General features: G+C 69.0%; 9 protein-coding genes and 1 pseudogene. 7 read left to right on the top strand and 3 right to left on the bottom strand.

The genetic code is table 11. From position 1 onward, the window contains the following. The first annotated feature begins 173 nt into the window (after window positions 1-173). The 7 genes and pseudogenes from pglW (at window position 174) to IH09_RS38915 (ending at window position 16,953) form a co-directional block, all read left to right on the top strand. Window positions 174-4,688 carry a BREX system serine/threonine kinase PglW gene (gene pglW / locus IH09_RS10325; protein WP_052855838.1) on the top strand — a complete coding sequence of 1,505 codons (4,515 nt, stop codon included), beginning with the start codon at window positions 174-176 and terminating at the stop codon, window positions 4,686-4,688. Continuing rightward, entirely contained in the window at window positions 4,685-8,320 is a 3,636-nt protein-coding gene (gene pglX, locus IH09_RS10320; protein ID WP_052855837.1) for a BREX-2 system adenine-specific DNA-methyltransferase PglX, read from the top strand. Before pglW ends, pglX begins: the two co-directional genes overlap by 4 nt. Window positions 8,321-8,334: 14 nt before the next feature. Then, window positions 8,335-12,177, top strand: a complete 3,843-nt coding sequence (pglY, locus tag IH09_RS10315; protein WP_052855836.1) for a BREX-2 system ATPase PglY — start codon at window positions 8,335-8,337, stop codon at window positions 12,175-12,177. Further along, on the top strand, window positions 12,177-14,975 hold the full coding sequence (gene pglZ / locus IH09_RS10310; RefSeq protein ID WP_052855835.1) for a BREX-2 system phosphatase PglZ: 2,799 nt from the start codon (window positions 12,177-12,179) through the stop codon (window positions 14,973-14,975). Before pglY ends, pglZ begins: the two co-directional genes overlap by 1 nt. A 62-nt stretch (window positions 14,976-15,037) precedes the next feature. Further along, window positions 15,038-15,315 (top strand): annotated as a pseudogene (locus tag IH09_RS39745) (ATP-binding protein); the annotation flags it as partial. An 850-nt stretch (window positions 15,316-16,165) separates the two neighbouring features. After that, the gene (locus IH09_RS39735; RefSeq protein ID WP_318279420.1) at window positions 16,166-16,333 is read left to right on the top strand and encodes a hypothetical protein; all 168 of its coding nucleotides are present in this window, start codon (window positions 16,166-16,168) and stop codon (window positions 16,331-16,333) included. A 161-nt stretch (window positions 16,334-16,494) separates the two neighbouring features. Next, complete coding sequence (locus IH09_RS38915) at window positions 16,495-16,953, top strand: hypothetical protein (RefSeq protein WP_052855834.1); 459 nt, start codon at window positions 16,495-16,497, stop codon at window positions 16,951-16,953. Window positions 16,954-16,978: 25 nt separating this feature from the next. On the opposite strand, the gene IH09_RS10300 is transcribed toward IH09_RS38915, so the two are convergent. The 3 genes from IH09_RS10300 to IH09_RS10290 all read right to left on the bottom strand — a co-directional run bounded on the left by IH09_RS10300 (window position 16,979) and on the right by IH09_RS10290 (window position 22,125). Next, window positions 16,979-17,308 carry a hypothetical protein gene (locus IH09_RS10300; protein WP_052855833.1) on the bottom strand — a complete coding sequence of 110 codons (330 nt, stop codon included), beginning with the start codon at window positions 17,306-17,308 and terminating at the stop codon, window positions 16,979-16,981. 128 nt (window positions 17,309-17,436) lie between these two features. Continuing rightward, window positions 17,437-20,577 carry a BTAD domain-containing putative transcriptional regulator gene (locus IH09_RS10295; protein WP_052855832.1) on the bottom strand — a complete coding sequence of 1,047 codons (3,141 nt, stop codon included), beginning with the start codon at window positions 20,575-20,577 and terminating at the stop codon, window positions 17,437-17,439. A gap of 321 nt (window positions 20,578-20,898) precedes the next feature. Then, entirely contained in the window at window positions 20,899-22,125 is a 1,227-nt protein-coding gene (locus IH09_RS10290) for a cytochrome P450 (protein ID WP_052855831.1), read from the bottom strand. Window positions 22,126-22,242: the final 117 nt, after the last annotated feature.

Genomic DNA, 22,242 nt, shown 5'->3' with positions numbered 1-22,242 from the left:
CCGAAAGGCCCGTGTGCGGGGTCAGGGGAAAGGGCGGGGGGTGGTGATCGCGCCCGTACAATCGAACGGGGTGGGCTGTCGGGATGCCGGACACGAGCTACACGGTGCAACCGTTCATCGCCCACCGAGGCCGGCCCTGACGGCGGGGCGTGCGGGATCGGAGAGTCAGGCTTATGAAGAAGGGTCGCTGGACGGCCGTCGCTCCTTCCGAGTACCCGCATGAGCAGGCGGCCCTTGAGAGAATCCTCACACCTCTGCCGGACGACGGTCCATGGCGAGCGTGGTCGAACTTCACCTTCGTCAGCCAGACGGGTCACGTTCGTGAGGTCGACCTCCTGGTCGTGACGCCGGGTGGCGTGCACATGATCGAGCTGAAGAGTCTGCACGGCCGGGTGGAACGGCGTGGCGGTCAGTGGGTGCAGATCTCGCCGGGGAACCGACGCGGATACGGGAAGGGTCTCGGCGATCCACTGCGCCTCACCAACCAGAAGTCCAAGGAACTGGCTTCTCTGCTGCGCAGGTACGGCGCGAAGGTGTACATCACCGAGGGTGTGTGCTTCACCGAGGACGGCCTCGACCTGGCGCTGCCGCCGCACGAGCTGAACGCCCACATCTACAACGGCATCCCCGCCCTCCTCGCGGAGCTTCAGCTTCCGCCTCGTGAGGACCGGTTCAGGATCTCGTCCCAGGGCAGTGCCGACATCGGCAGGGCGCTCGCCCAGGTCGGTATCCAGCAGGTGGTCAGGGAGGCGAAGGTCGGCCCGTTCATCCTGGACAAGCGGCCCTTTGACACGGGAGCCACCTGGGCCGATTATGCGGGCAGACACGAGCAGCTCTCCGAGACCGTGCGGGTACGGGTCCACCTGCGGCCCCGCAATTCGAGCAGCGAGGCGCGCAAGGCACTGGTCGAGGCGGCGAGGCGGGAGGCCGACACGCTGAAGCGGATCCACCACCCTGGTGTGGTGCGCATCCGGGACTACTACCCCTCCGACCATGAAGCGGGCCCGGCGCTCACCTTCGACCACCACCCGGAGCGGCTGCACCTGGACGAGTTCCTCGACCGGTGGGGCGGGAAGCTGAACCTGGAGGACCGGCTCGCGCTCGTCCGCCAGATCGCCGAGGCGATCAAGTACGCGCACGCCAAGCGGCTCTACCACCGTGCCCTCACACCACGCTCGATCCATGTCATCCCCCGCCACAAGGGCGGCGCAGGGCGTGAGCTGAGCGAGGAGGAGCGCTGGCAGCGGCCCGTGATGCAAGTCTCCGACTGGCAGCTGGCCTCGCGAACGGTCACCTCCAGCGGAGTGTCCCTGGCGCCGTCCACGGTGTCGGACGGGAGCGTCGACGACGCCTCGGACCCTTACCTGGCACCGGAGCTGACCGCCCCGAAGGCCGATCCGGCGCGCATGGACGTGTACGGCATCGGCACGCTCGCCTATCTGCTCACCACCGGCAGCGCTCCCGCCGCGACCCGCGCGGAGCTTCAGGCCCGCGCGGAGAGCGGCGAGCGGCTCGCCCCGTCGGCGGTCGAGGACGGCATCCCACCGTTCCTGGACGACCTGATCGACGCCGCCACCGCCCAGCAGCCGGACCGGCGGCTCGACGCGGTGGGCGACTTCCTGGAAATGCTGGCGGAGGTCGAGGAGGACCTCCGGCCCGCCGCCGTACCGGACGACGAACAGCTGCGGCAGGAGGAGCCCGCCGACGACCTCGACCCGCTGGAGGTCCCGGCCGGCACGCTGCTGCAGAGGCGTTGGCGGGTGCGTCGCCGCCTCGGTACCGGCTCGACGGCGCGCGCCCTCCTCGTACTCGACGAACAGCAGGGGAAGAACGACGCGTTCGCCGTGCTTAAGGTGGCGCTCGACGATGACAAGTCGGAGGCGTTGCAGCGCGAGGCGGAGACCCTGGGCCGACTGCGGGATTCGAGCATCATCCGACTGCTGGTACCCGGCACGTTCACCGTGGGCGGGCGTACGGTCCTGGCCACCGAGTACGTCGGCAACTTCAAGGCCGAGGCGGACGACAAGCGCGACGACCGCACCGCGCGGGACGAGACCATGGCGCGCGTACTGGGACGCCAGGGCCGCCTCACCATGGACGACCTGGAGCGCTACAGCGACAACCTGTTCAATGCCCTCTACTACCTGGAGGGCGAGAGCGTCTGGCATCGCGACATCAAACCGGACAACATCGCGATCCGGATCCGCCCCAACGGCACCAGGCAGGCGCTGCTCCTCGACTTCTCACTGGCTGCCGTCTCGGTCCGCGAGACCGGCGCGGGCACCTCCGGCTATCTCGACCCGTTCGTTGGCACGGTCATGCGGAACCTGTACGACGACGCCGCGGAGCGGTACGCGCTCGCCGTGACACTGCACCAGATGGCGTCGAACGAGCTCCCGCAGTGGGGCGACGGGTCCGTCACCCCGCGGATGACGGACCCGAAGGATTGGCCGTACCCGACGATCGCTTCGGAAGGCTTCGAGGACGAACTGCGAGACGGGCTTACCGAGTTCTTCCGCAAGGCGTTGAACAGGGATGCGAAGCAGCGTCACAAGGACCTGCGGTACATGCGCACGTCCTGGCAGCGGGTGTTCCAGGATGCGCAGCGGCTTGCCGCAAGCGCCGGACACGAGTCGCTGAGGCGGCAAGGGCAGAGCTCCGCACCGGACGGTGAAGCCGACACCGCCGATCTGCGCGACCAGCTGGCCGAGGTCGCCACCCGTGAGACTCCTCTGGTGCGTGCGGGCTTGACGCCGTCCGCGGACTCGATCCTGCGGGACATGAAGCTCACCACGGTCGGTGAGTTCCTCGACCGGGCCAGCCGTACGTTCATCAACCGGCCGGGGCTCGGTGCCCGGACGCGTACGGAGATCCAGCGACGGCAGAAGGAGTGGCGTGCTCGCCTCGGCTCGCGACCCGAGCCGGAGCCGCAGTCGTCGCCGGAGGAGAGGACGCTGCTCGAGGCGCAGCTCGAGCGCATCGTCGGGGTGGTCCCCGACGTCCAGGACATCGACCACCTCCTCGCCCGGATCGTCCCGCCTGCCGCCGGCCGGACGAAGCGGCTGCACGAGGTGGCCGTGCACCTGCTGCGCGCGCCCGGCGCCGACGGGACGCTGCCGGACCTTCCGGTGTGGCCGCTGCATAAGGATGCCACGCAGGCCGTCGGGTTCGCCGACCAGTCGACGTTCTCGAGAGAGTTGAAGAAGCTCCGCAAGCTCTGGGCGGAGGATGAGGGCCTGCTGGAGGTGCGAGCTGCGGTTCTGGAGCAGCTCCGCGCGCTCGGCCGGGTCGCCTCCGTGGACGCGCTGGCCGGCTGGCTGCTCGGCACCCGCGGCTACTCCCTGGGTGACCCGGACATACGACGGGCCGCTGCCTTCGCCGTGCTCCGAGCGCTGATCGAACGCGAGCAGCAACTTCCCGTCGACGACAGGGCTTTCCAGCACTTCGCCCCGTACAAGGTGACCGATCCGGTACGCCGCGCTGGTTTCCTCGCACTGGAGGTCGACCCGGACAACGAAGCCGACGGCCCCGACACTCCCGCCGCGCCCGCACTGCTGAGCTATGTGAAGCGGCTCGGCGACGCCGCCGACCGGCTCGCGGGGCGGGACTCCCTGCCGGGTTCGAGCACGGTCCTCGCCGAGCTGAGCGCGGTGAGGCTGCCCGAGGGTGAGTTCTCCTGGGACGACCGGCGCGTCGCCAATCTCGCCGCCCAGGCGAGCCAGAACGCCGCGCTGTCGCCCAGGATCGAGATCTACCCACGTGACCTGGGCCTTGTCCGAGCCCTGCGCCTCAGCCAAGCGGGTCTGGTCCGGGTCCTGCCGGGCCTGCCCGAGCAGCAGCAGCCAGGGTTGCCCCTGCGCGAGGTCCTTGAGCGGGTCAATGACCGCTTCCCCGCTTTGGCAGCGCTCGCCGGGATGAAGGACAGGCCCGAAGAGCTGCTCAAGGCGCTGCGCGAGGCGGGCTTCGACCTCAAGTACGCGGCCGACAAGAAGGCGTTCCTGCCTCGGAAGTTCGAGGCGGTCCTGTCGCACACCTCGGCCCTTAGCGGCAGCGGCTCCGGCACCGGCGGTCCGCTGGACCAGGAGTCGACCGCGGCGCGGGCCGATGCGCAACTGGCACGCGCCGCGCGGCGCGACGGGCTCCGGGTCCTTACCGTGCGCGCGCGGATTGCGCCGGCGGTCGGACGGGAGCTGCGTCGCCAGTACGGAGTGCGGGCGGTGTCGGTGACCGAGTTGTTCCTGAAGGGGCTGCGGGGCGACCTCACGCCCGGGCGCGCGATGCCGAAGTGGGAGGTCGTCGTCAAGGCGGACGTACTCCCGGCTGGGCAACGACCGACGGGGTTCACGAATCTGGTGGGGGCGGTGTGGCAGACCGTGCAGGGGGTGCTGGAAGGGGGGTTGGCAGCGGGAATCGAGGCCGGCGCCACCGGCCAGGCCCCCGTCCTGCTCACCGACGCCGCCGTCTTCGCCCGCTATGACGGCATGCACGTCCTCGACCGGCTGACCGCACTGGCCAGGCGCGGCGGTCGCCCCCTGTGGGTCCTTGTCGCCCAGGACGACGAGACAGCCGTCCCGAAACTCGCCGGACGCCCCGTCCCGTACCTCGAGGCCCAGCAGGAGTGGATCCCCATTCCCAAGTCCTGGACCCGTATGCACGAACCGAACGCCCTCGAAGGAGTCACCACGTGATCGACCGCAAGGCGCTGTTGTCCGACCTGCAGGCACAGGTCAAGGCGGCGGAGACGGATCTCGAGGGCCAGGTGAAGCGGGAGGACGCGGTACGCGGCCGGCTCCGCGCCGAGTACGACGCGTCGAAGAAGGTCGGCCGTACGGCGGCGACCTGGCAGTCCTGGCTCGATGAGCGGATCACGCAGGTGGCGGTGGCGTGGGTGCTCGGAACCGTCTTCGTACGGTTCGTCGAGGACAACGGCCTGGTGCCGGAGCCGTACATCACGGCGCCGGGCATCGCCGGGCGCGAGGTCGCGCAGGCTCGGTACGACGAGTATGTGGACAAGGCGGAGGACCCCACGTACCGGGGCTGGTTCGAGCACGCCTTCGAGGAGCTTGCGGAAGGGCCGGCGGGGGCTCTGTTGTTCTCGGAGCACAATCCGCTGCGGCAGATCCCGCTCTCGCACGAGGGGGCCGGCGCGCTGCGGGACTTCTGGCAGCGGCTGCGGGACGACGAGGCGGGAGCGTCGGTACTGGTCCACGACTTCGCGGACCCGCTGCTGGAGGACGGCGACGGGACGGAGGGCTGGGACACCCGGTTCCTGGGTGACCTGTACCAGGACCTGAGCGAGGCCGCCCGGAAGAACTACGCGCTGCTGCAGACCCCGGAGTTCGTGGAGGAGTTCATCCTCGACCGGACGATGAACCCGGTGGTACGGGAGCGGGGCGGCGTCGAGGGTCTGAAGATGATCGACCCGACGTGCGGGTCGGGGCACTTCGTGCTCGGTGCCTTCCGGCGGCTGGTGCGGGAGTGGGCTGCGCGACGGCCGGAGCTGGACGCGCATGCTCGGGTGCGCGGGGCGCTGGAGTCGGTGCATGGGGTGGACATCAACCCGTTCGCGGTGGCGATCGCACGGTTCCGGCTGCTGATCGCGGCGATGGCGGCGGCGGGGGTACAGACGCTGGGTGAGGCTGCGGGCTTCGACTGGCCTATGCGGTTGGCGGTGGGGGACAGCCTGATCCGTAATCGGAAGATCCGCGGCGAGCAGGGCACGTTCGACTTCGATGAGGAGGACGAGCCGGACCCGCTGGTCGACTTCCGGTACACGACCGAAGACGTCAACGACTTCGACCACATCCTGCAGCGCGGCAAGTACGACGTGGTCGTCGGCAACCCGCCGTACATCACGGTGAAGGACAAGAAACTCAACGAGCTGTACCGGTCGATCTACGACGCCTGCCAGGGGACGTACGCGCTGTCGGTGCCGTTCGCCCAGCGGTTCTTCGAGCTGGCGCGGGTCGGAAACAAGAGGACGGGCGAGGGGTACGGACGCGTCGGACAGATCACGTCGAACTCCTTCATGAAGCGGGAGTTCGGGACGCGGCTGATCGAGTCGTTCTTCGGGCACGAGGTGGAACTGACGGAGGTCATCGACACGAGCGGGGCGTACATCCCCGGGCACGGGACGCCGACGGTGATTCTCGTGGGGACGCGGCGGGCATACAGCAAGCGGGGGACGACTGTGCGTACGGTTCGGTCGGTTCAGGGCGAGCCTTCGGCTCCGGAGAACCCGGAGGAGGGGCTGGTCTGGTCAGCGATCGTCGAACAGATCGACGCGCCCGACTCCAAGAGTCAGTGGGTGTCCGTGGCAGATCTGGAGAGAGCGCGCTACTTTGCGAAGGCCCCCTGGATCCTTGCAGATGGTGGTGCTGAGCTCAGCGAGCGACTGAGCACTGGTCATGCAGTCCTGATGAAGGCGGTAATCGAGCCGCCGATCGGGCGGGCGATTCGAGCGGGCGCGGACGAGGCGTACATTCGGCCGCTGCGATCGACATTCCGCACAGTCACCGATCGAGGTGCCCTGCGCCCTCTGATGAAGGGCGACATCGTTCGTGACTGGATTGCGACCCCTGAAGAACTGATCTGGTACCCCTATTCCGTGGGCATCGATCTGGACGACCTCCGCGCCGATTTGTGGCCGTTGAGGACAATGCTCGCAGCGCGGCGCACGTTCCAAGGTGATATGGCCGACGCTGGCCTCAGCTGGTGGCACTACATGCAGCACACCGTATCGGCGTATAAGTCTCCGCTGTCGATCAGCTTCGCTGAAGTCGCAACGCACAACCACTTCGTGTTGGACCGGGGTGGGAAGGTGTTCAAGCAGACCGCGCCGGTCATCAAGTTGCCGGAGGAAGCGACTGAGGAGGAGCACGTCCAATTGCTCGGCTTGCTCAACAGCTCCACGGCGGGATTGTGGCTCAGGATGGTCTGCTATCCCAAGGGTGGCGACCCTGTCGGCGATGAGGGTGCACGCGTCAGTGTCCATCCGTGGTCTGACCGATACCAGTTCAACGGCACGAACATCCAAGACTTCCCTCTCCCTCCCGCCTACCCGACCGAACTCGCCACTGCTCTGGATTCTGCCGCCCAGAAACTCGCCGCCACCACCCCCACCGCCGTAGCCATCGCAGGCACCCCCACCGCCGCCTCCCTCCGCGACGCCCGCGCCACCTACGAAAACACCCGCGCCCAAATGATTGCCCTCCAGGAGGAGTTGGACTGGCAGGTCTACTCCCTCTATGGCCTCACCGACACCGACCTGCGCCCCGCCAACCCGGCCGACGCCCCGCCCCTCGCCCTCGGCGAGCGTGCCTTCGAGATCGTGTTGGCCCGCGCCATCGAGCGCGGCGAGGCGTCGTCCGAGTGGTTCACGCGGCACAACTCCACGCCCATCACCGAGCTCCCCGACCACTGGCCGGCCGCGTACAAGGGCATCGTCAACCAGCGCATCGCGACGATGGAGTCGAACTCCGCAATCGGCATGGTCGAGCGCCCCGAGTACAAGCGGCGTTGGGCCACCGACGGCTGGGACGCCATGCAGAAGCAGGCGCTCCGTACCTGGCTGCTCGACCGGATCGAGGCCAAGCGTGAGCTGTGGTTCGACGGTGCCGACCAGCCCACGCTCATCTCGCTGCCCCGGCTGACCGACCGTCTTCAGGAGGACGACGACTTCGCCGCCGTCCTCAGCCTCTACGCGCCCCGCGCCGACTTCGCGAAGACCGTCGCCGAGTTGGTCAGCGACCAGCACGTCCCGGTCGCCGCTGCCCTGCGCTACAAGCCCGCCGGCCTCAAGAAGCGTGCCGACTGGGAGCGGACCTGGGAGATGCAGCGCGAGGAGGACGCCGCCACCTCCGAGGAAGAGAAGCGGAAGATTCGTGGGGCGACCGCCGTGCCGCCCAAGTACACCTCCGCCGACTTCCTGCGCACCAGCTTCTGGGCTCAGCGCGGCAAGCTCGACGTCTCCAAGGAGCGCTTCATCTCCTACGGTGCGCAGAACGTACAGACACCCGCGCTCCTCGGCTGGGCGGGCTGGGACCACCTCCAGCAGGCGCAGGCCGTCGTCGGGTATCTCAACGAGAACCAGCTGACGCAGGACGAGCTCGTCCCGTACCTTGCCGCCTTGCTCGAACTCCAGCCGTGGCTGGACCAGTGGCACGGCGAGTTCCTCCCTGACTTCGGACAGTCGGCGGCGCAGGCGTATCACGACTTCCGGCTCGCCCTCCAGAGCGAGCTGGGACTGACCGACGACGACATCTGGGCCTGGCGGCCCGCGGCGGCGGCCCGTGGCGGACGCGCCAAGAAGACGAAGTGAGCAGGGACAGAGACATGGCAGCGAACCCCGCAAACGGCAACCTCGGCACTCCCCTCCTCCGCGAGCTGATCAACATCAATCCGGAGGTGTCCAGCTCCGACTACGTCCTCCAGCTCGCCGACGCCACCACCCCCGCGGGCGCCGAGAAGGCCCTGGCCGATTACGTCGTCACCGACGACCTCGTGCAGCACTTCAACGAGGCCCTCGGCATCATCAAGGCGGCGGTGGACAGCCACTCCTCGAAGGCCGCGTATCTGCACGCCTCATTCGGTGCGGGTAAGTCGCACTTCATGGCCGTACTGCACGCCCTGCTCAACCAGGCTCCGGCAGCTCGCAGCAAGACCGACTTCGACCCGGTATTCGCGAAGAACGGGTGGCTGCAGGACGGCGACCGACGGTTCCTGATGGTGCCGGTGCACATGCTCGACGCCAAGTCGATGGAGCAGCGGATCCTCGGCGGATACGTCAAGCGGATCAAGGAGTTGGAGCCCGGGGCGCCGACCCCGCGGGTCTACCGCACCGATGCCATGTTCCGCGACCTGCAGTCCATGCGGGACCGGCTCGGCGACGAGGATGTGATCAAGTTCCTGGCTGGTGCCGCGCCCGCCGAAACCACCGGCGAGTGGGGCGAGTTCGGCGCTGCTTTCGCCTGGACCACGCAGCTGCTCAACGACGCGATGACCGCCGATGAGTTGGAGGTCGGCCAGGAGTTCAACCCCGCCGACCCGTCCACCCCCAGCGAGCTGCGAGCCCGGCTCGCACAGGACGCTGCCAAAATGCTGCCCGGTTACGAGGAACGCGCCGTCGAGCAGGATGGTGGCTTCATCAGCCTCGACCGGGGCCTCTCGATGATCGCCCAGCATGCGAAGAGCCTCAACTACGACGGGATCGTGCTCTTCCTCGACGAGCTGATCCTGTGGTTCGCCTCCCGTATCTCCGAGTCGGAGTTCGTGTCCCGCGAGACCGCGAAGATCACGAACCTGGTGGAGGGCGGCGACGAACGCCGCGCCGTCCCCGTTGTGTCGTTCATCGCCCGCCAGCGCGACCTGCGCGACCTGGTCGGATCTGCTGAGGACGGGGGCCGCTATCAGCGAGCCATCGTCGACAACCTGGAGCTCGCCTCGGGCCGGTTCGACCGCATCAGCCTGGAGGACCGCAACCTTCCTCAGATCGCCCACGCGCGCCTCCTCAGGCCGCTGTCGACCGAGGCGGACGCGGTGATCGGGGAGGCGTTCAAGAAGGCGAAGTCCACCAACGCCAAGTTCTGGGACGAACTCCTTGGAGGCGACGGGAACAACGTGGGCGCCACGGAGACCGCGTTCCGCTTCACGTACCCCTTCTCGCCTGCCTTCATGGACACCCTCGTCCATCTGTCCTCGGCCCTTCAGCGCTCCCGCACCGGCCTCAAGCTGATGGGCGAACTCCTTGCCGCACGGCGCAATCTGCTGCGCGTGGGCCAGTTGGTGCCGCTCGGCGACATCTACGCGCTGATCTCGGGCGGCGGCGACAAGCCGTTCACCGACGAGCTGCGTGCCGTGTTCGATGAGGCTGACCGGCTGTACCGCAACAGAATGCGCCCCTACCTACTCGACCACCACCGGGTCGCGGTGGAGCAGGTCGTGACGTACCAGCAGGACCCGGCCGCCATTGAGGACGATGATCTCGCACGCCGGCTCGGGCAGTTCACCGACGACGACCGGCTGATGTCGACTCTCGTCCTGTCCGCTCTCGCGCCCGCCGCGCCCGCCTTCCAGAACATGACGGTCAAGCGGCTCCTGGCCCTCAACGCCGGCACCATCAAGGCGCTCCTTCCCGGCGGCGAGATCCGCGCCCTGATCAACAAGTTGAAGGAATGGGCGGGCCGGATCCCCGAGATCAAGCTCGCTGGCGACGGCGTGGCGATGACCGTACGCCTGGAACTGACCGGTGTGGACATCGACTCTGTAATCCGTAACGGCCGCGAAGCCTTCGACAAACCCCGCTACCGCCACGACGCCGCCGTCGAGCTGCTGCGCTCGGAGTTCGCACTGACCGCGGCCAAGGGGCAGGGCGGCTTCGACACGTACGACACGCTCGACTTCACGTGGCGAGGCAGCAAGCGCCGTACCGAGGTCGTCTTCGCCAATATCGCCGACCGGGAGGAGACCCCCGACTCCACGCTCACTCCCACCGACGCGGAGACCTGGCGTCTCGTCGTCGATCTCCCGTGGGACGAGGGTGAGTTCGGGCCGCGCGAGGACCTGAACCGGATGAACAGCTTCTGGGAGCGGCACCCCGAGGTCCAGCACTCCCTCGCCTGGGTGCCCACCCATATGACGACGACGATGTACGCGGACTTCAACCGGTACGTGGTCATCAAGCGGATCCTGAACAGCGGCAGCGACTTCGACAGCCGTTTCGCCGCCCACCTCGGCCCCGACGACCGCGTGCGGGCACGAGGGCTGCTCACCACGCAGTCCGAAACCCTCCGCGACCGGGTCGTCGCCGCCTTCAAGCAGGCGTACGGCCTGGCGAAGAAGCAGGAGGGGGACGTCCTCGACGACTTCTCGGACCACATCGCCACCAAGCCGGGTGCGACCACGCCCGCCCTTGGACTGAGCGCCGCCCCGTGCGATGCGATCCGCGACATCGCGGGCAAGATGCTCGCCTGGCAATACCCGGCCCACCCTGACCTCGGCACGCAGGCCGTCACGCCCGCCCAGGCGCGTACCGTCCTGGGGTACATCAGCGAGGCCGCCCGTGCCAAGGAGGGCAAGGCAGAGGTCGTGCCGCGCGGCGACCGGGAGCTGATGGAGACGGTCGCACAGCCGCTCAAGCTCGGCACGATGGGGGAGAGCTACTTCACCCTCGGCGCGTACTGGCGCGAGCACTTCAACCGGCTCGCGAAGAACGACCCGGACGCAGACATCGGCTACGGCTCACTGACCGCGTGGATGAACGAACCGCAGCGGATGGGGCTTCCGACCCACATCCAGCAGCTCGTCGCGGCCGCGTACGGTGAGATGGAGGACCGTGTGTGGGGCATCGGCGGGGCCCCAGTCGCCGACCTCAAGCTGAGCGAGATCAAGGACGGCTGGGCATTGCGCCGTCAGCCCCTGCCCTCCGAGCCGGACTGGGAGACGGCCCGCGCGCGCTACGAGAAGATCTTCGGCAAGAAGGCCCCCGTGCAGCTGCGCGGGCGGATTGTCAACTCCTTCGCCGATCTGGTGCGTACCCACGTCGACAAGCTCTTGCCGTCCAATCGCGAGCTGGTGGCCGTGCTGGAGCGGCGAGTGGACTTCCTCGGCCTCGACGACACCGCCGTCACCGGCCGCCTGCACACCGCACGCCGCGGGCTCGTTCTGCTTGAGGAGCTGCTCGCCGCCAAGGGCCGCGGGGCCAAGCGGGTTGTTGAGGCCCTCTCCGCGTTCGATCTCGGCGAGCTGACGCCCGAACGGCTCGGCTCATCCGTCACCACGGCGGAGGCGGTGGCGTCCGCCCTGCAGAACGCCTCCTGGGACGTGCTTGAACTCGGCACGGGCATGGACGCCCTTACCACTCTCCAGGAGGACGCGCGCGAGGACCAGTTCAGCAGGAAGCTGCAGGACTCCCTGCCGCGTGCCCAGCGGGCGATCACCCAGGCCCTGGCCGTCCAGCGGCAACAGCAGCAGCGGACCGAACCACCGGCCGCCACGCCGGCCTCGCCCACCCCGGACCAGGTGCCGCTGACCACCGAGACATCGCACCCCAAGGTCGAGACCACTGCCCGTACGGGCTCTGTGCAGGGCAGCGCTGCCGAGGTCGAGCAGGCCCTGCACCAGGTGGCGGCCGCGCACCCCGGCAAGGCCATCGAGATCACATGGAAGGTGGTCGGCTGATGCCTCAGGTCGGCCGGGGCGTCGCCCGCCTCACGCCCACCGCCGTCGCGAACTACCTTGCGGGTCAGCGCGCGCTGCTCAAAGGCCCCCAGCAGCCGGACGGAGACACTCGCCAGGTGGTGCTCCTGCGCTCGGCACCCGTGTGGGAGGAGCAGGCGATCCTGCCCTGGAACGGCGGTCGGAGCGCACGGGTGGCCGCCGCGCCGTCCGTGCTCGCCGTCTACCAGGAGGCGCTCAGTCACCTCGACGCCCCCGGTTCAGTAGAGGACCCGTCCCTGCTCGTCCTGCTCACCGACCGGGAGGACGCCGAACTCGACCCAGGCATCCTGGTCCGCGCGTACCAGCACGCCATCCAGCACGTCGACAACTGGGACCTCATCCGCGAGACCTTCACCGCCTCCGGTATCGATCCACGGCTCAGCGACGAGACCTGGGGGGTGGCCGAGGCCCTCCTCGAAGCCGCCCCCGCGGGCGGCTGGCCCGGCCTCAACCGGCAAGTCCTGTCCCGTACGCACGCCCTCACCGCCCTCGCACGGCGGCGACTGCTGCTCGATGGGGACGCCCAGCTCGACATCGACACTCTGCTGCTGTGGAGCCGCACCCCCTCCGAAGGACCGCGCGCCTACCGTGCGCTGCGCGACGGAGAGCGGGCCGGACTGCGGTGCTTCCTCGCCGAGGTGGACCAGGCCGGCCCGACCGCCGACGCCCTCCTATCGATCACCGAGCACGACGAGCCGTCCGTCGCCCTGCCGTTCGGGCTCGTCGCCGCCGCGCTGTGGCAGCACGCCCCGGCCGGCCCCGAAGTCTTCCGGGCGCGCGGCCGAGCGGAGAACATCCTCGGCCGCGAGTTCACCGACGAGGCCATGCGGCGCTACGGGGAATCTACCGAGAACCTCGTCGCACGCAACGCACAGCTCCTCGCCGAGATCACCCCGGACGCCGAACGGCTCGCCGGACATCTGGGTGCAATCGAGGCCGTACGCCACAGCCCGTACCTGCCCGCCGGACTCGAAGCGCGCCTGGCCGCTGTGGGTACGGCGATCGCCGGCCGCGATCTCGACGCCTGCCGTTCGGCGCTGCGCGCAGTACAGGCGCACCACCTCGCCGAGACGGCCCGCACCCGGATCGGCCGCGCCCGGATGGCTGTGCGCTTGGTGCAGTGGCTGGCCACCGAACCCGTATGGACACCGGACACCGTCGCGGGCGCCCTGGCCCACTACAACGCCGAACTCTCCTGGGCCGACCGTGCGTTGGAGCACCTGGAGGCGGGCGGCGACACAGAGTCCGCACTGTCCAGTGCCTACGATGGGCTCGCCGCTGACGTGCGTAAGGTGCGGTACCGCATGGACCGGGCCTTCGCCGAGCAGGTTGTTGAGTGGACCACAGCGGGTACCGCCCCCGGCTCGATGCTGACGGTCGAGACCTTCCTTGAGCGGGTCGCGAAGCCTGTGGTGAAGTCCCAGCGGCGGCTGATGCTGCTCGTCGTGGACGGCATGAGCGCCGCGCTCGCGGGACAGCTCGGCGAGGAACTTGCGGCGAACTGGACCGAGTACGACCCCACCGGCGAGAAGGGGATGCCGCCCGCCCGCCAGGCGATGGCCGCCGCCCTGCCCACCGTCACCGGCGTCAGCCGTACCAGTCTCCTTACAGGCAAGCTGCAACGCGGCGACCAGAAGACCGAGAAGCGTGTATTCCCGTCCCTGCGGTTGTGGTCGGGGCAGAAGGCTGCCGTCTTCCATAAGGATGACCTCCGCCCCGCCGGCACCGGTGGACGTTTCGGGCCCGACCTGGAGTCGGCGCTGGCCGACGACGCGTCACACCTCGCGGTTGTGCTCAACACCGTCGACGACAGCCTGAAGAACGACGAACGCCTCGACGAGTGGGACTGGACGATCGACGACATCGACGCCCTGACTCCACTCCTGGACGAGGCTCGCCGACGGGGCATGGCCGTACTGATCACCAGCGACCACGGGCACGTACTGGAGCACCGGGGCGTGAAGGTTCCCACCCCCGAAGCCGTCAACGCCCGCTACCGCGACGTCCCGGACGGTGGCGCCGAACCACTGGTCAGCGAGGAGGAGACGGTGCTAGCCGGCCCACGCGTGGTCGGAGGTCCCATCGTCGCCCTGTGGCCGGCCGACACCCGCTACACGAACCGTGCCGCGGGATATCACGGGGGAGTGCACCCGGCCGAGTTCACGATCCCCGTGCTCGCGTACCTGCCGGACGGCGCCACCGAGAACATCCCACCAGGGTGGCGGCAACTCACGGACACGTACGAACCGCACTGGTGGAAACTGGACACGACGCGCCTGCGCGCGACCTCGGCACCTCTGTCTGCGGAGACCGGGACGACACAGCTGACGAAGTTCAGGCGTACCCCGAAGAAGCCCGCTCCACAGGACGCGGGTCTGTTCGAGATCGCGGTGTCTCCCCATCTCTCCGAGACCAAGGGGACACTGCTGTCCGTGCAAGCTCAGTCGCCGGTGGAGCAGCTCCTGGACGACCTCTTCGCCTCCCCGGCTTTCAGTGACCAGCTTGCTCTCCTCCCTCGCAAACAGGCCCCGGAAAGACTCCGCCAGGCCCTTGCAGCGCTCTGCGAGAACAACACCCTCCCTCTGACGGCTGTGGCCGCCGCCGCGGACATGCCACCGGCCCGGGCTCGCGGCTACGCCGCCGTCCTCACCCAGCTCCTGAACATGGACGGAGTCCAGGTCCTCGAACTCCTCCCCGACAACAAGACGCTGAGGCTCAACCCAGCATGGCTGAGGGCCCAGTTCGGGCTCGGGGAGTAGGCCCGTTGCGGGTCTCACCTGCACGGAACCTGCTGGACAGGGCTCATTGGCGACTGAGCTGAGCGACCGCCCGGATACTGCCTTCGGGGCGCCCCGACGCTCCGGCGGGAAACTCACGAGGCGTCCACATCGACATCGTTGGTGCGGACCGAGCCCCGATAACTCCATCAAGTGGCTCGAACAGTCGCCTCTCGACCGGTACGACGTGGCCGCTCTTCACCGGCACCACGCCGCGCTCACAGGCGTATCCGTTCCTGTCGTGGTGACGGTCTCGCGCGGCGGCGTCGACCGTCTGGGGCTCGATGCCGCTACTGCACCGGCGGTCTGCTGGCCGCTGTGAGCGGTAGATGAATCCCTCGAGCCTCGACCGGATGCCAGCCCTGTTGTGTAGCGTTGGCGATGCCGAGCGCTCTTGTACTTTGTCGTGAATCCCGTGCTGGGATGGTGCTGGGACGCGCCTGCATTTCCGCAGGTAGAAGGCTCGTGGTGGAGTTCCGCTTCAACGTGTGAGCAATTGCACGCTTTGCGTTAGGTGATCTGTCAAACGTGCAGGTCGGATGGGGTCTACCTCTCGGAGGTAGGTCCCTGGTCCTTTCCCGCGCTGACTCGGTGCTGGATTTCTTCTCCGAGGACTACGCAGCCCTGCGTGCGGGCTCCTGCTTTCTGTGCTTGCCAGCAAATGCCCGTCGGCTGCTTAAGGCGTACGAAAACGCTCCCGGGTGAATCGACTTCTCCGAGCGTGAGCTGATCGAGCCTGACGGGGCGGATGCGGGGCAGGGCGCCGCGTGAGGTTCGTCTTCGAGGACCAGGGCTGCGAGAACCACATGACCTGGCTCAAGAACGACCGCGAAATGCTCGCCTGAATCGACACCCAATTTCCGGATGCCCCTGACCACTCGACAAGCACCCGTCGCCCTGGTGTCGTGTCGGGGCGACGGGCTTCGCGGGCGAGCCGGATCACCAGCACTTCGACCTCCGGTTCCTCTTCCGTACCTCGGCCGATGTCGTCGAATTGCAGACGGAGGAAGTCACGGTCACGGTCTGGCGCTCCGCCGACACGATCGAGAACGAGATGCCGCGCAGTCGAGTCCTTGAGGCGCTGCGCTGACGAGTCCCAGGTGCGTTGTGTGTCTGGCGGTTATGGTCGAATTGGTGTTGTGGCGAATCCGTCTGATCGGGACACTTCACGGGTGGACAGCATCAACTCGACCGAGACGATCAGCAGGGTATGGGCCGCGCCGTGGTATCGGGTACGGATGGATGCTTTCGAAGTGTCTTTCCTTCCCGGAGCCGGTGAGAAGCTTGCCGAGGTCTGCAACGTTGATGCGGAGATCAGGCTGCCGGACGGCTCCCGGTGAAGCGTCACGATCTTCACACTCGCCGAAGCCGAACGCCTGATGAGTGTGTGGACGACCACGGGCGAGGCCCCGAGCGGCCGGTACTTCCACTGCACCGGCGGCCTGATCGTCAGGGAACCAGGGGTGCCCACCATGGTCAGGGTGATCGAGAGGGAGAGCTCATGCGGCTGCCGAAGGAAGCCATCGGATTCAGAGACCGGGGCGACGAGCCATTCCCAGAGGTGAGCGGAGCCGATTTCCGCTCTGCGTGCCACGTGGCGGCCCGCGCAGTTCGGGGGCGAGTCGTCGAGTTCGACCCAGCTCAGAACCCTCGCAGTTTCCACAGTGCCGACATTGTCACCGCAGACGGCATCCATGCCGTCGTCTGTCTGGTGCATGTTCCCTGGGTCATCTTCTGCGACCAGACACCGACGGAATACGGCGGGACTGTCGGCTTTCGGTCGCCGCCGCCTTGGGCGGATGCATTCACGTATTCGGGTTTCCGGTTGCTGCAACTCAAGGAACTCGCGATGCCATGGGATCGGGTGGACAGCACGGCCCTGACCGCGGCCGCGTGCCGTCAGATCCAGTACTGGCGTCCGGACAACCTAGCTGAGGCACTCCTCAACTGGTGGGACTGAAGCCGGAGGACGGCCTTCGACATGGTCAGGGCGGCGGAACGAACGCGTCGGGCTGGGTGAGGTGGAATGGCGAGCCGGGGTTCTCGGGAATCCAGCCCGCGGCACGAGCGAGCCGGATCGCGTGGGCCACGTCGGATGGCAGGACCGGCGCTGCGGGGCGCTCGAACCAGTTACTCGGGTGCGGCTGGCTCGTCGTGACCACCAGCGTGGCGCCGGGCTGCTCCGCAAGCTCGACCGCGTAGGTGAGAGGGGAGCAGCACAGCCCTTGGTCGTACGTCGGCCGGCCTCGCAGGCGCCACCGATAGGTGTCCCCGTCGATGGTGATGCGACGCGAGCCTTTCTTCACCAGTGCCATGGGCGCCCCTTTCCGCTGGGCGGACGGTATCGGACGCCCGGTGAGTCGTCGTCTGAATTCGACGATGGCGGTCCGCGCAGTCCGCACCCGGTCCGCAGGATCATCGAATGCGCTCACCCCCCTCTCGTTCACGAAGCGAGCGTGACCTCGGCAAGTTGAGACCAGCCGGCCCGCCTCCCCTCCCGAGTCGCCTCGGTGAACCGTGCGTCGCCGAGGTGGTGTCGTGTGGTCTGTTCGATCCGGGCCGCGTCCGGGTGGGAGTGGTCCGGCAGGCCGCGTACGGCGGTGCTTGCCGCGAGGAGGCGTGCGGCTTGGGCGTGGTCGGCGTGGCGTAGGGCCAGGTCTGCGACGCCGACGAGTACCTGTGCGATCAGGGGCGCGTGTCCCGCCTCGGAGGCCGCGGCGCAGGCCGCCGTGCGGTGGGCCCGGACCTCGTCGAGGTCGTTGGCGAGGTAGCCGAGCAGGTCGTGGGTGGCCGCGCGGATGTTCGCGTGCTCCGCCTCCTCGCCCCATATGGCCCTTGCGACGGCGAGTTGCCGGTGCGCCTCCGCGGTGTTGCCGCCCCACCGGGCGAGTACGGCCTTCGAGAGGGCCAGTTCGGCCAGGGCGTCCGGCCAGGTGACCCGCTCCGCGTACCGCTGTGCCTCGGCGATGGCGGCCGTGCCGGCGTCCTCGTCGCCCAGCAGCCAGTACAGCTGCGCCTGCCGCGACCGCATGCGGATGACGTCCTCGGTGGCGCCGACCTCGGTGACGACCGCGATCGCCTGCTCGTAGTGCTCGCACGCGCCGGCGAACTCGCCGCGCACGGCGATCCGGTCCGCCAGCTCGGTCAGGGCGAACGAGATCCCGAACCGCTCGCCGAGGGCCCGGAACTCGGCGAGGGCCGTCTCCAGGTACACGTCCGCGTCCCGCCCGCCCCGGCCGAGCACGATCCGCATCTTGCCCAGGTGCAGCCGGGCCAGCGCACGCGCCCAGGGGTCCTCGTCGTCGAGCAGCGGTTCGAACGCGGGCAGGAACGCGTCGGGCGTGCGCAGCATGCGTTCCAGAGGGGCGACGAACCCCATCAGCGGGTGACTGCGCTCGCTGCGACGGCTGAACCGGTACGCCTGGTGGATCCACTCCGCGGCCTGGTGCTCGTCGCCCCATCCGGAGCTCACGAACATCGAGGCCAGGGCGTACACCGTGGCCCGGACCCCGTCGGTCACGTCGCCGGGCGTCCTGGTGGCCGCGGTGATCAGCTCCATGCCCTCGGTCTTGTGCCCGCCGAGCCACCAGTACCAGCCGGCGCCCGCCGCGAGCCGCATCGCCGCCTGCGCCTCACCGGCCGCGAGCGCGCCGCGCATCGCCGAACCGATGTTGTCGTGCTCGGTCCTGAGCGTGGCCAGCCAGTCCAGTTGCTCGGCGCGGCGCAGGTGCGGCTCCGCGGTCTCGGTGAGTTCGGTGAAGCAGACCAGGTGCGCGTGGCGCGCCAGGTCCGATTCCCCCACCTCCGCGAGCCGGTGCCCCGCGTACTCCTGGATCGTGCCGATCATGCGGTAGCGCGGGGCGCCGTCGCCCTCGGCGACCAGCAGCGACTTCTCGGTCAGCGCGGTGAGCAGTTCGAGCACCTGCTCCGGCCCGACCGCGTCGCCCGCGCAGACCCGTTCGGCCGCTTCCAGGCTCGCCCCGCCGGAGAACACCGAGAGCCTGCGCAGGACCGTCCGTTCGGCGTCGGTGAGCAGCTCCCAGCTCCAGTCGACCGCCGCGCGCAGCGTCCTGTGCCGCGGCAGCGCGGTCCGGCTGCCGCTGGTCAGCAGGCGGAACCGGTCGTCGAGCCGGTGGGCGAGCTGGTCCATGGACATGGTGCGCAGCCGGGCCGCGGCCAGTTCGATCGCCAGCGGCATCCCGTCCAGCGCCCGGCAGACGCGCACCATCGTCGCCAGCGTGTGCGCATCGCCCGCGAGATCCCGGCGCACCGCCCCGGCCCGGTCCCGCAGCAGCTGGACGGCGGGTGCGGACTCGATCTCGCCCGGTCCCGCGTCCCCCGCCGGCAGGGCCAGCGGCTCGACCGGCCACAGTGCCTCCCCGGTGATGCCGAGCGGTTCCCGGCTCGTCGCCAGGATCCGCAGCCGCCGGCACTCCCCGAGCATCCGGTGGGCGAACACCGCCGCGGACTCGATCACGTGCTCGCAGTTGTCCAGGATCAGCAGCGCCTCCCGCTCGCGGATCGCGGCGATGAGCCGGTCCGTCAGCTCCGCGTTCGGGGCCCCGCGGAGCAGGGCGTCCCGCAGGCCCAGCCCGGCGAGCGTCGACTGCGCCACGTCGCCGTCCGCGCCGAGGGCGGCGAGCTCCACCAGCCAGGCCCCGTCCGGCAGGTCGCCGAGCAGCGTGTGCGCGGTCTCCGTGGCCAGCCTGGTCTTCCCCGAGCCGCCCGGCCCGATCACGGTGGTGAGCCGGTGCCCGGCGATGAGCTCGCGGACCGCGGCGACATCGGCGCTCCTGCCGACGAAGGTGGTCAGCTCGGCACGCAGGTTGGTCTTGCGGCTCGCCTCCCGCCGCCCCGACTCGCCCCGCAGCAGCGCGAGATGCAACGCGGCCAGCTCCGGCGCGGGGTCGACGCCCAGCGTGTCGGCCAGCGCCTCCCGCGCGCGCTGGAACACCAGCAGTGCCTCGCTGTCACGGCCGGCCGCGACGAGGGCGCGCATCAGCGCGGCGACGAGCCGTTCCCGCACCGGGTGCGCGGCCACCAGGTCGGTCAGCTCCGTGACCAGCTCCGCACCGCGTCCGAGGGCGACCTCCGCGTCGGCCCGCTCCTCCGTGGCGGTCAGCCGCAGCCCCGCCAGCCGGACGGCCGCGGCGTCGAACGCGGCGCTGTCCAGACCGACGTCCTGCATGGCCGCACCGCGCCACAGACCGAGGGCCTCGCGTAGCAGCCGCACCCGCCGGGCACCGTCCTCGGTACGGGCCTGGCCCGCGGCGACGAGGCGTTCGAACCGCACGGCGTCGACGGCGTCGGGGTCCACCGTCAACCGGTAGCCGTCCGGCCGCCTCTCGAGCACCCCGTCCGGCAGTGCCTTCCGCAGCCGGGAAACCAAGCGGTGCAGGGCGTTCGTCGCTTCGGCGGGCGGATGCTCCCCCCAGATCCAGTCGACGAGCGACGCCTTCGGAACCACGTGCCCCGGCCTGAGCGCGAGGGCGATCAGCAGTCCGCGCACCCGCGCACCCGGTACGTCGGCCAAGCCGCCGTCGTCCGTGCGCACCTCGAACGGACCCAGCATCCCGATCTGCACCCGCTGATTTTGCCATGGGCGTTCGGCGGGCACCCAATGCCGGCGGGCATCCAATTACTGGCGCGCTGCGGGTTGTTGATGTGGTTACGGTCCCTGTGCGGGCGTGCCCACCTCGGCCGGCCAGTTCTCGCCGAGGGGTGGCATGTCTTCTCCGAGTCCGCCTCTCCACCGCCCCTCTGCTCGTTTGACCAGGGCATTTCCTAATTGAAGAATTGCTTCGCCGCTCACCGGGAGGGTCCACCGAGATGATCCACCGGAAGGATCCACAAGACAGGCCCCGAAGGCGCGTTCCCGCACGGATGACGTGCTCGGCCGACGGTTCTACCGGGCCGACTCCGTCCAGGTGACCGGCAGTTCGTGGACGCCGTAGATCTGCATGTTGGTCTTGAGTTTCACTTCGCCGGCGGGGACGGCGAGCTCAAGGGTCGGGAAGCGGCGCAGCAGTCCCTCGAAACCGGCGCGCATTTCGACGCGGGCCAGTTGCTGGCCGAGGCATTGGTGGATGCCGTGGCCGAAGGAGAGGTGACCGCGGGCCTTGCGGTGGATGTCCAGGGTGTCGGGGTTGTCGAAGCGCCGGGGGTCGCGGTTGGCGGCCAGTGTGGAGACGAGGACGGTCGATCCCTCGCCGATCTTTTCGCCGCCGAGTTCGATGTCCTCCGTGGCGTAGCGATAGAGGATGTCGGCGATGGACAGGTAGCGCGTGAGTTCCTCCACGGCGCCGGGAAGCAGATCCGGGTCGGCGCGCAGTTCGGCGAGCTGCTCGGGGTGCTCCAGGAGCGCGAAGGTGCCCAGCGCCAGCATGTTGGCGGTGGTCTCGTGGCCCGCGAGCAGCAGCAGGAAGGCGATGCCGGTCAGTTCCTCGATGCCGATGTCGGCACGGCGGGCCAGGTCGGACAGTATGTCCTCGCCGGGGGTGGCGCGTTTGCGCGTGACCAGTTCGGCCAGGTACGCGGAGAGTTCGGTGTACGCGGCGATCTGCTCGTCGAACGGCAACTCCTTGTTCAAGAACTTGGCGGAGTTGACCTGGAAGTTCTCCCGGTCCGTGTAGGGGACGCCGAGCAGTTCGCAGATCACCAGGGACGGCACCGGCAGCGCGAACTCCTTGACCAGGTCGACCGGCGGGGTGAGGCGCGCCATCTCGTCCAGTTGCTGCTCGGCGATGCCGATGACGCGCTCTTCGAGCTGCTTCATGCGTTTTACGGTGAAGGCGCCGGTGAGCATGCGCCGCAGCCGGGTGTGGTCCGGCGGATCCATGGCGATGAACATGCCCGGCGGCTGCGGGGACGGTTCGGTGATGGCGGGCAGGCCGGGGATCTCGTACGGCACGTGGAGAATGCCGATGTCCTGGCGGGAGCTGAACCGGGTGTCGGCCATGAGCCGGCGGACCGCGTCGTAGCCGGTGACGATCCAGCCCTCGTGACCGTCGGGGAAGACCATGGGACTGACCGGGCGGGCCTCGCGCAGCCGGGTGATGTGGCGGGGCGGGTCGAAGGGGCCCGCATCGCGCTCCGTGGGAAGGCCGTGCGGGATGGGAACCGATTGGCTCATCGGATGTCCTTTCGTGGCGGTTGTTGCGGTCACCATCGCTGGCGGACCTGACATACGACTGACACGGTTCTGACACCGGCCGTGCCGGAGGGCATACGGCGCCCGGGTGCTTCGGGG

The sequence above is a fragment of the Streptomyces celluloflavus genome (genome assembly GCA_000720995.1).
GTDB lineage: Bacteria > Actinomycetota > Actinomycetes > Streptomycetales > Streptomycetaceae > Streptomyces > Streptomyces celluloflavus.
Note: the sequence above shows the minus strand (reverse complement) of the source record. Positions and strands in the feature narration are given on the sequence as shown.

Excerpts from the sequence above, each read along its gene's own strand:
- pglW (WP_052855838.1), top strand. The coding sequence starts at position 174 with ATGAAGAAGGGTCGCTGGACGGCCGTCGCTCCTTCCGAGTACCCGCAT.
- IH09_RS38915 (WP_052855834.1), top strand. The coding sequence starts at position 16,495 with ATGCGGCTGCCGAAGGAAGCCATCGGATTCAGAGACCGGGGCGACGAG.
- pglY (WP_052855836.1), top strand. The coding sequence starts at position 8,335 with ATGGCAGCGAACCCCGCAAACGGCAACCTCGGCACTCCCCTCCTCCGC.
- IH09_RS10300 (WP_052855833.1), bottom strand. The coding sequence starts at position 17,308 with ATGGCACTGGTGAAGAAAGGCTCGCGTCGCATCACCATCGACGGGGAC.
- pglZ (WP_052855835.1), top strand. The coding sequence starts at position 12,177 with ATGCCTCAGGTCGGCCGGGGCGTCGCCCGCCTCACGCCCACCGCCGTC.
- IH09_RS10290 (WP_052855831.1), bottom strand. The coding sequence starts at position 22,125 with ATGAGCCAATCGGTTCCCATCCCGCACGGCCTTCCCACGGAGCGCGAT.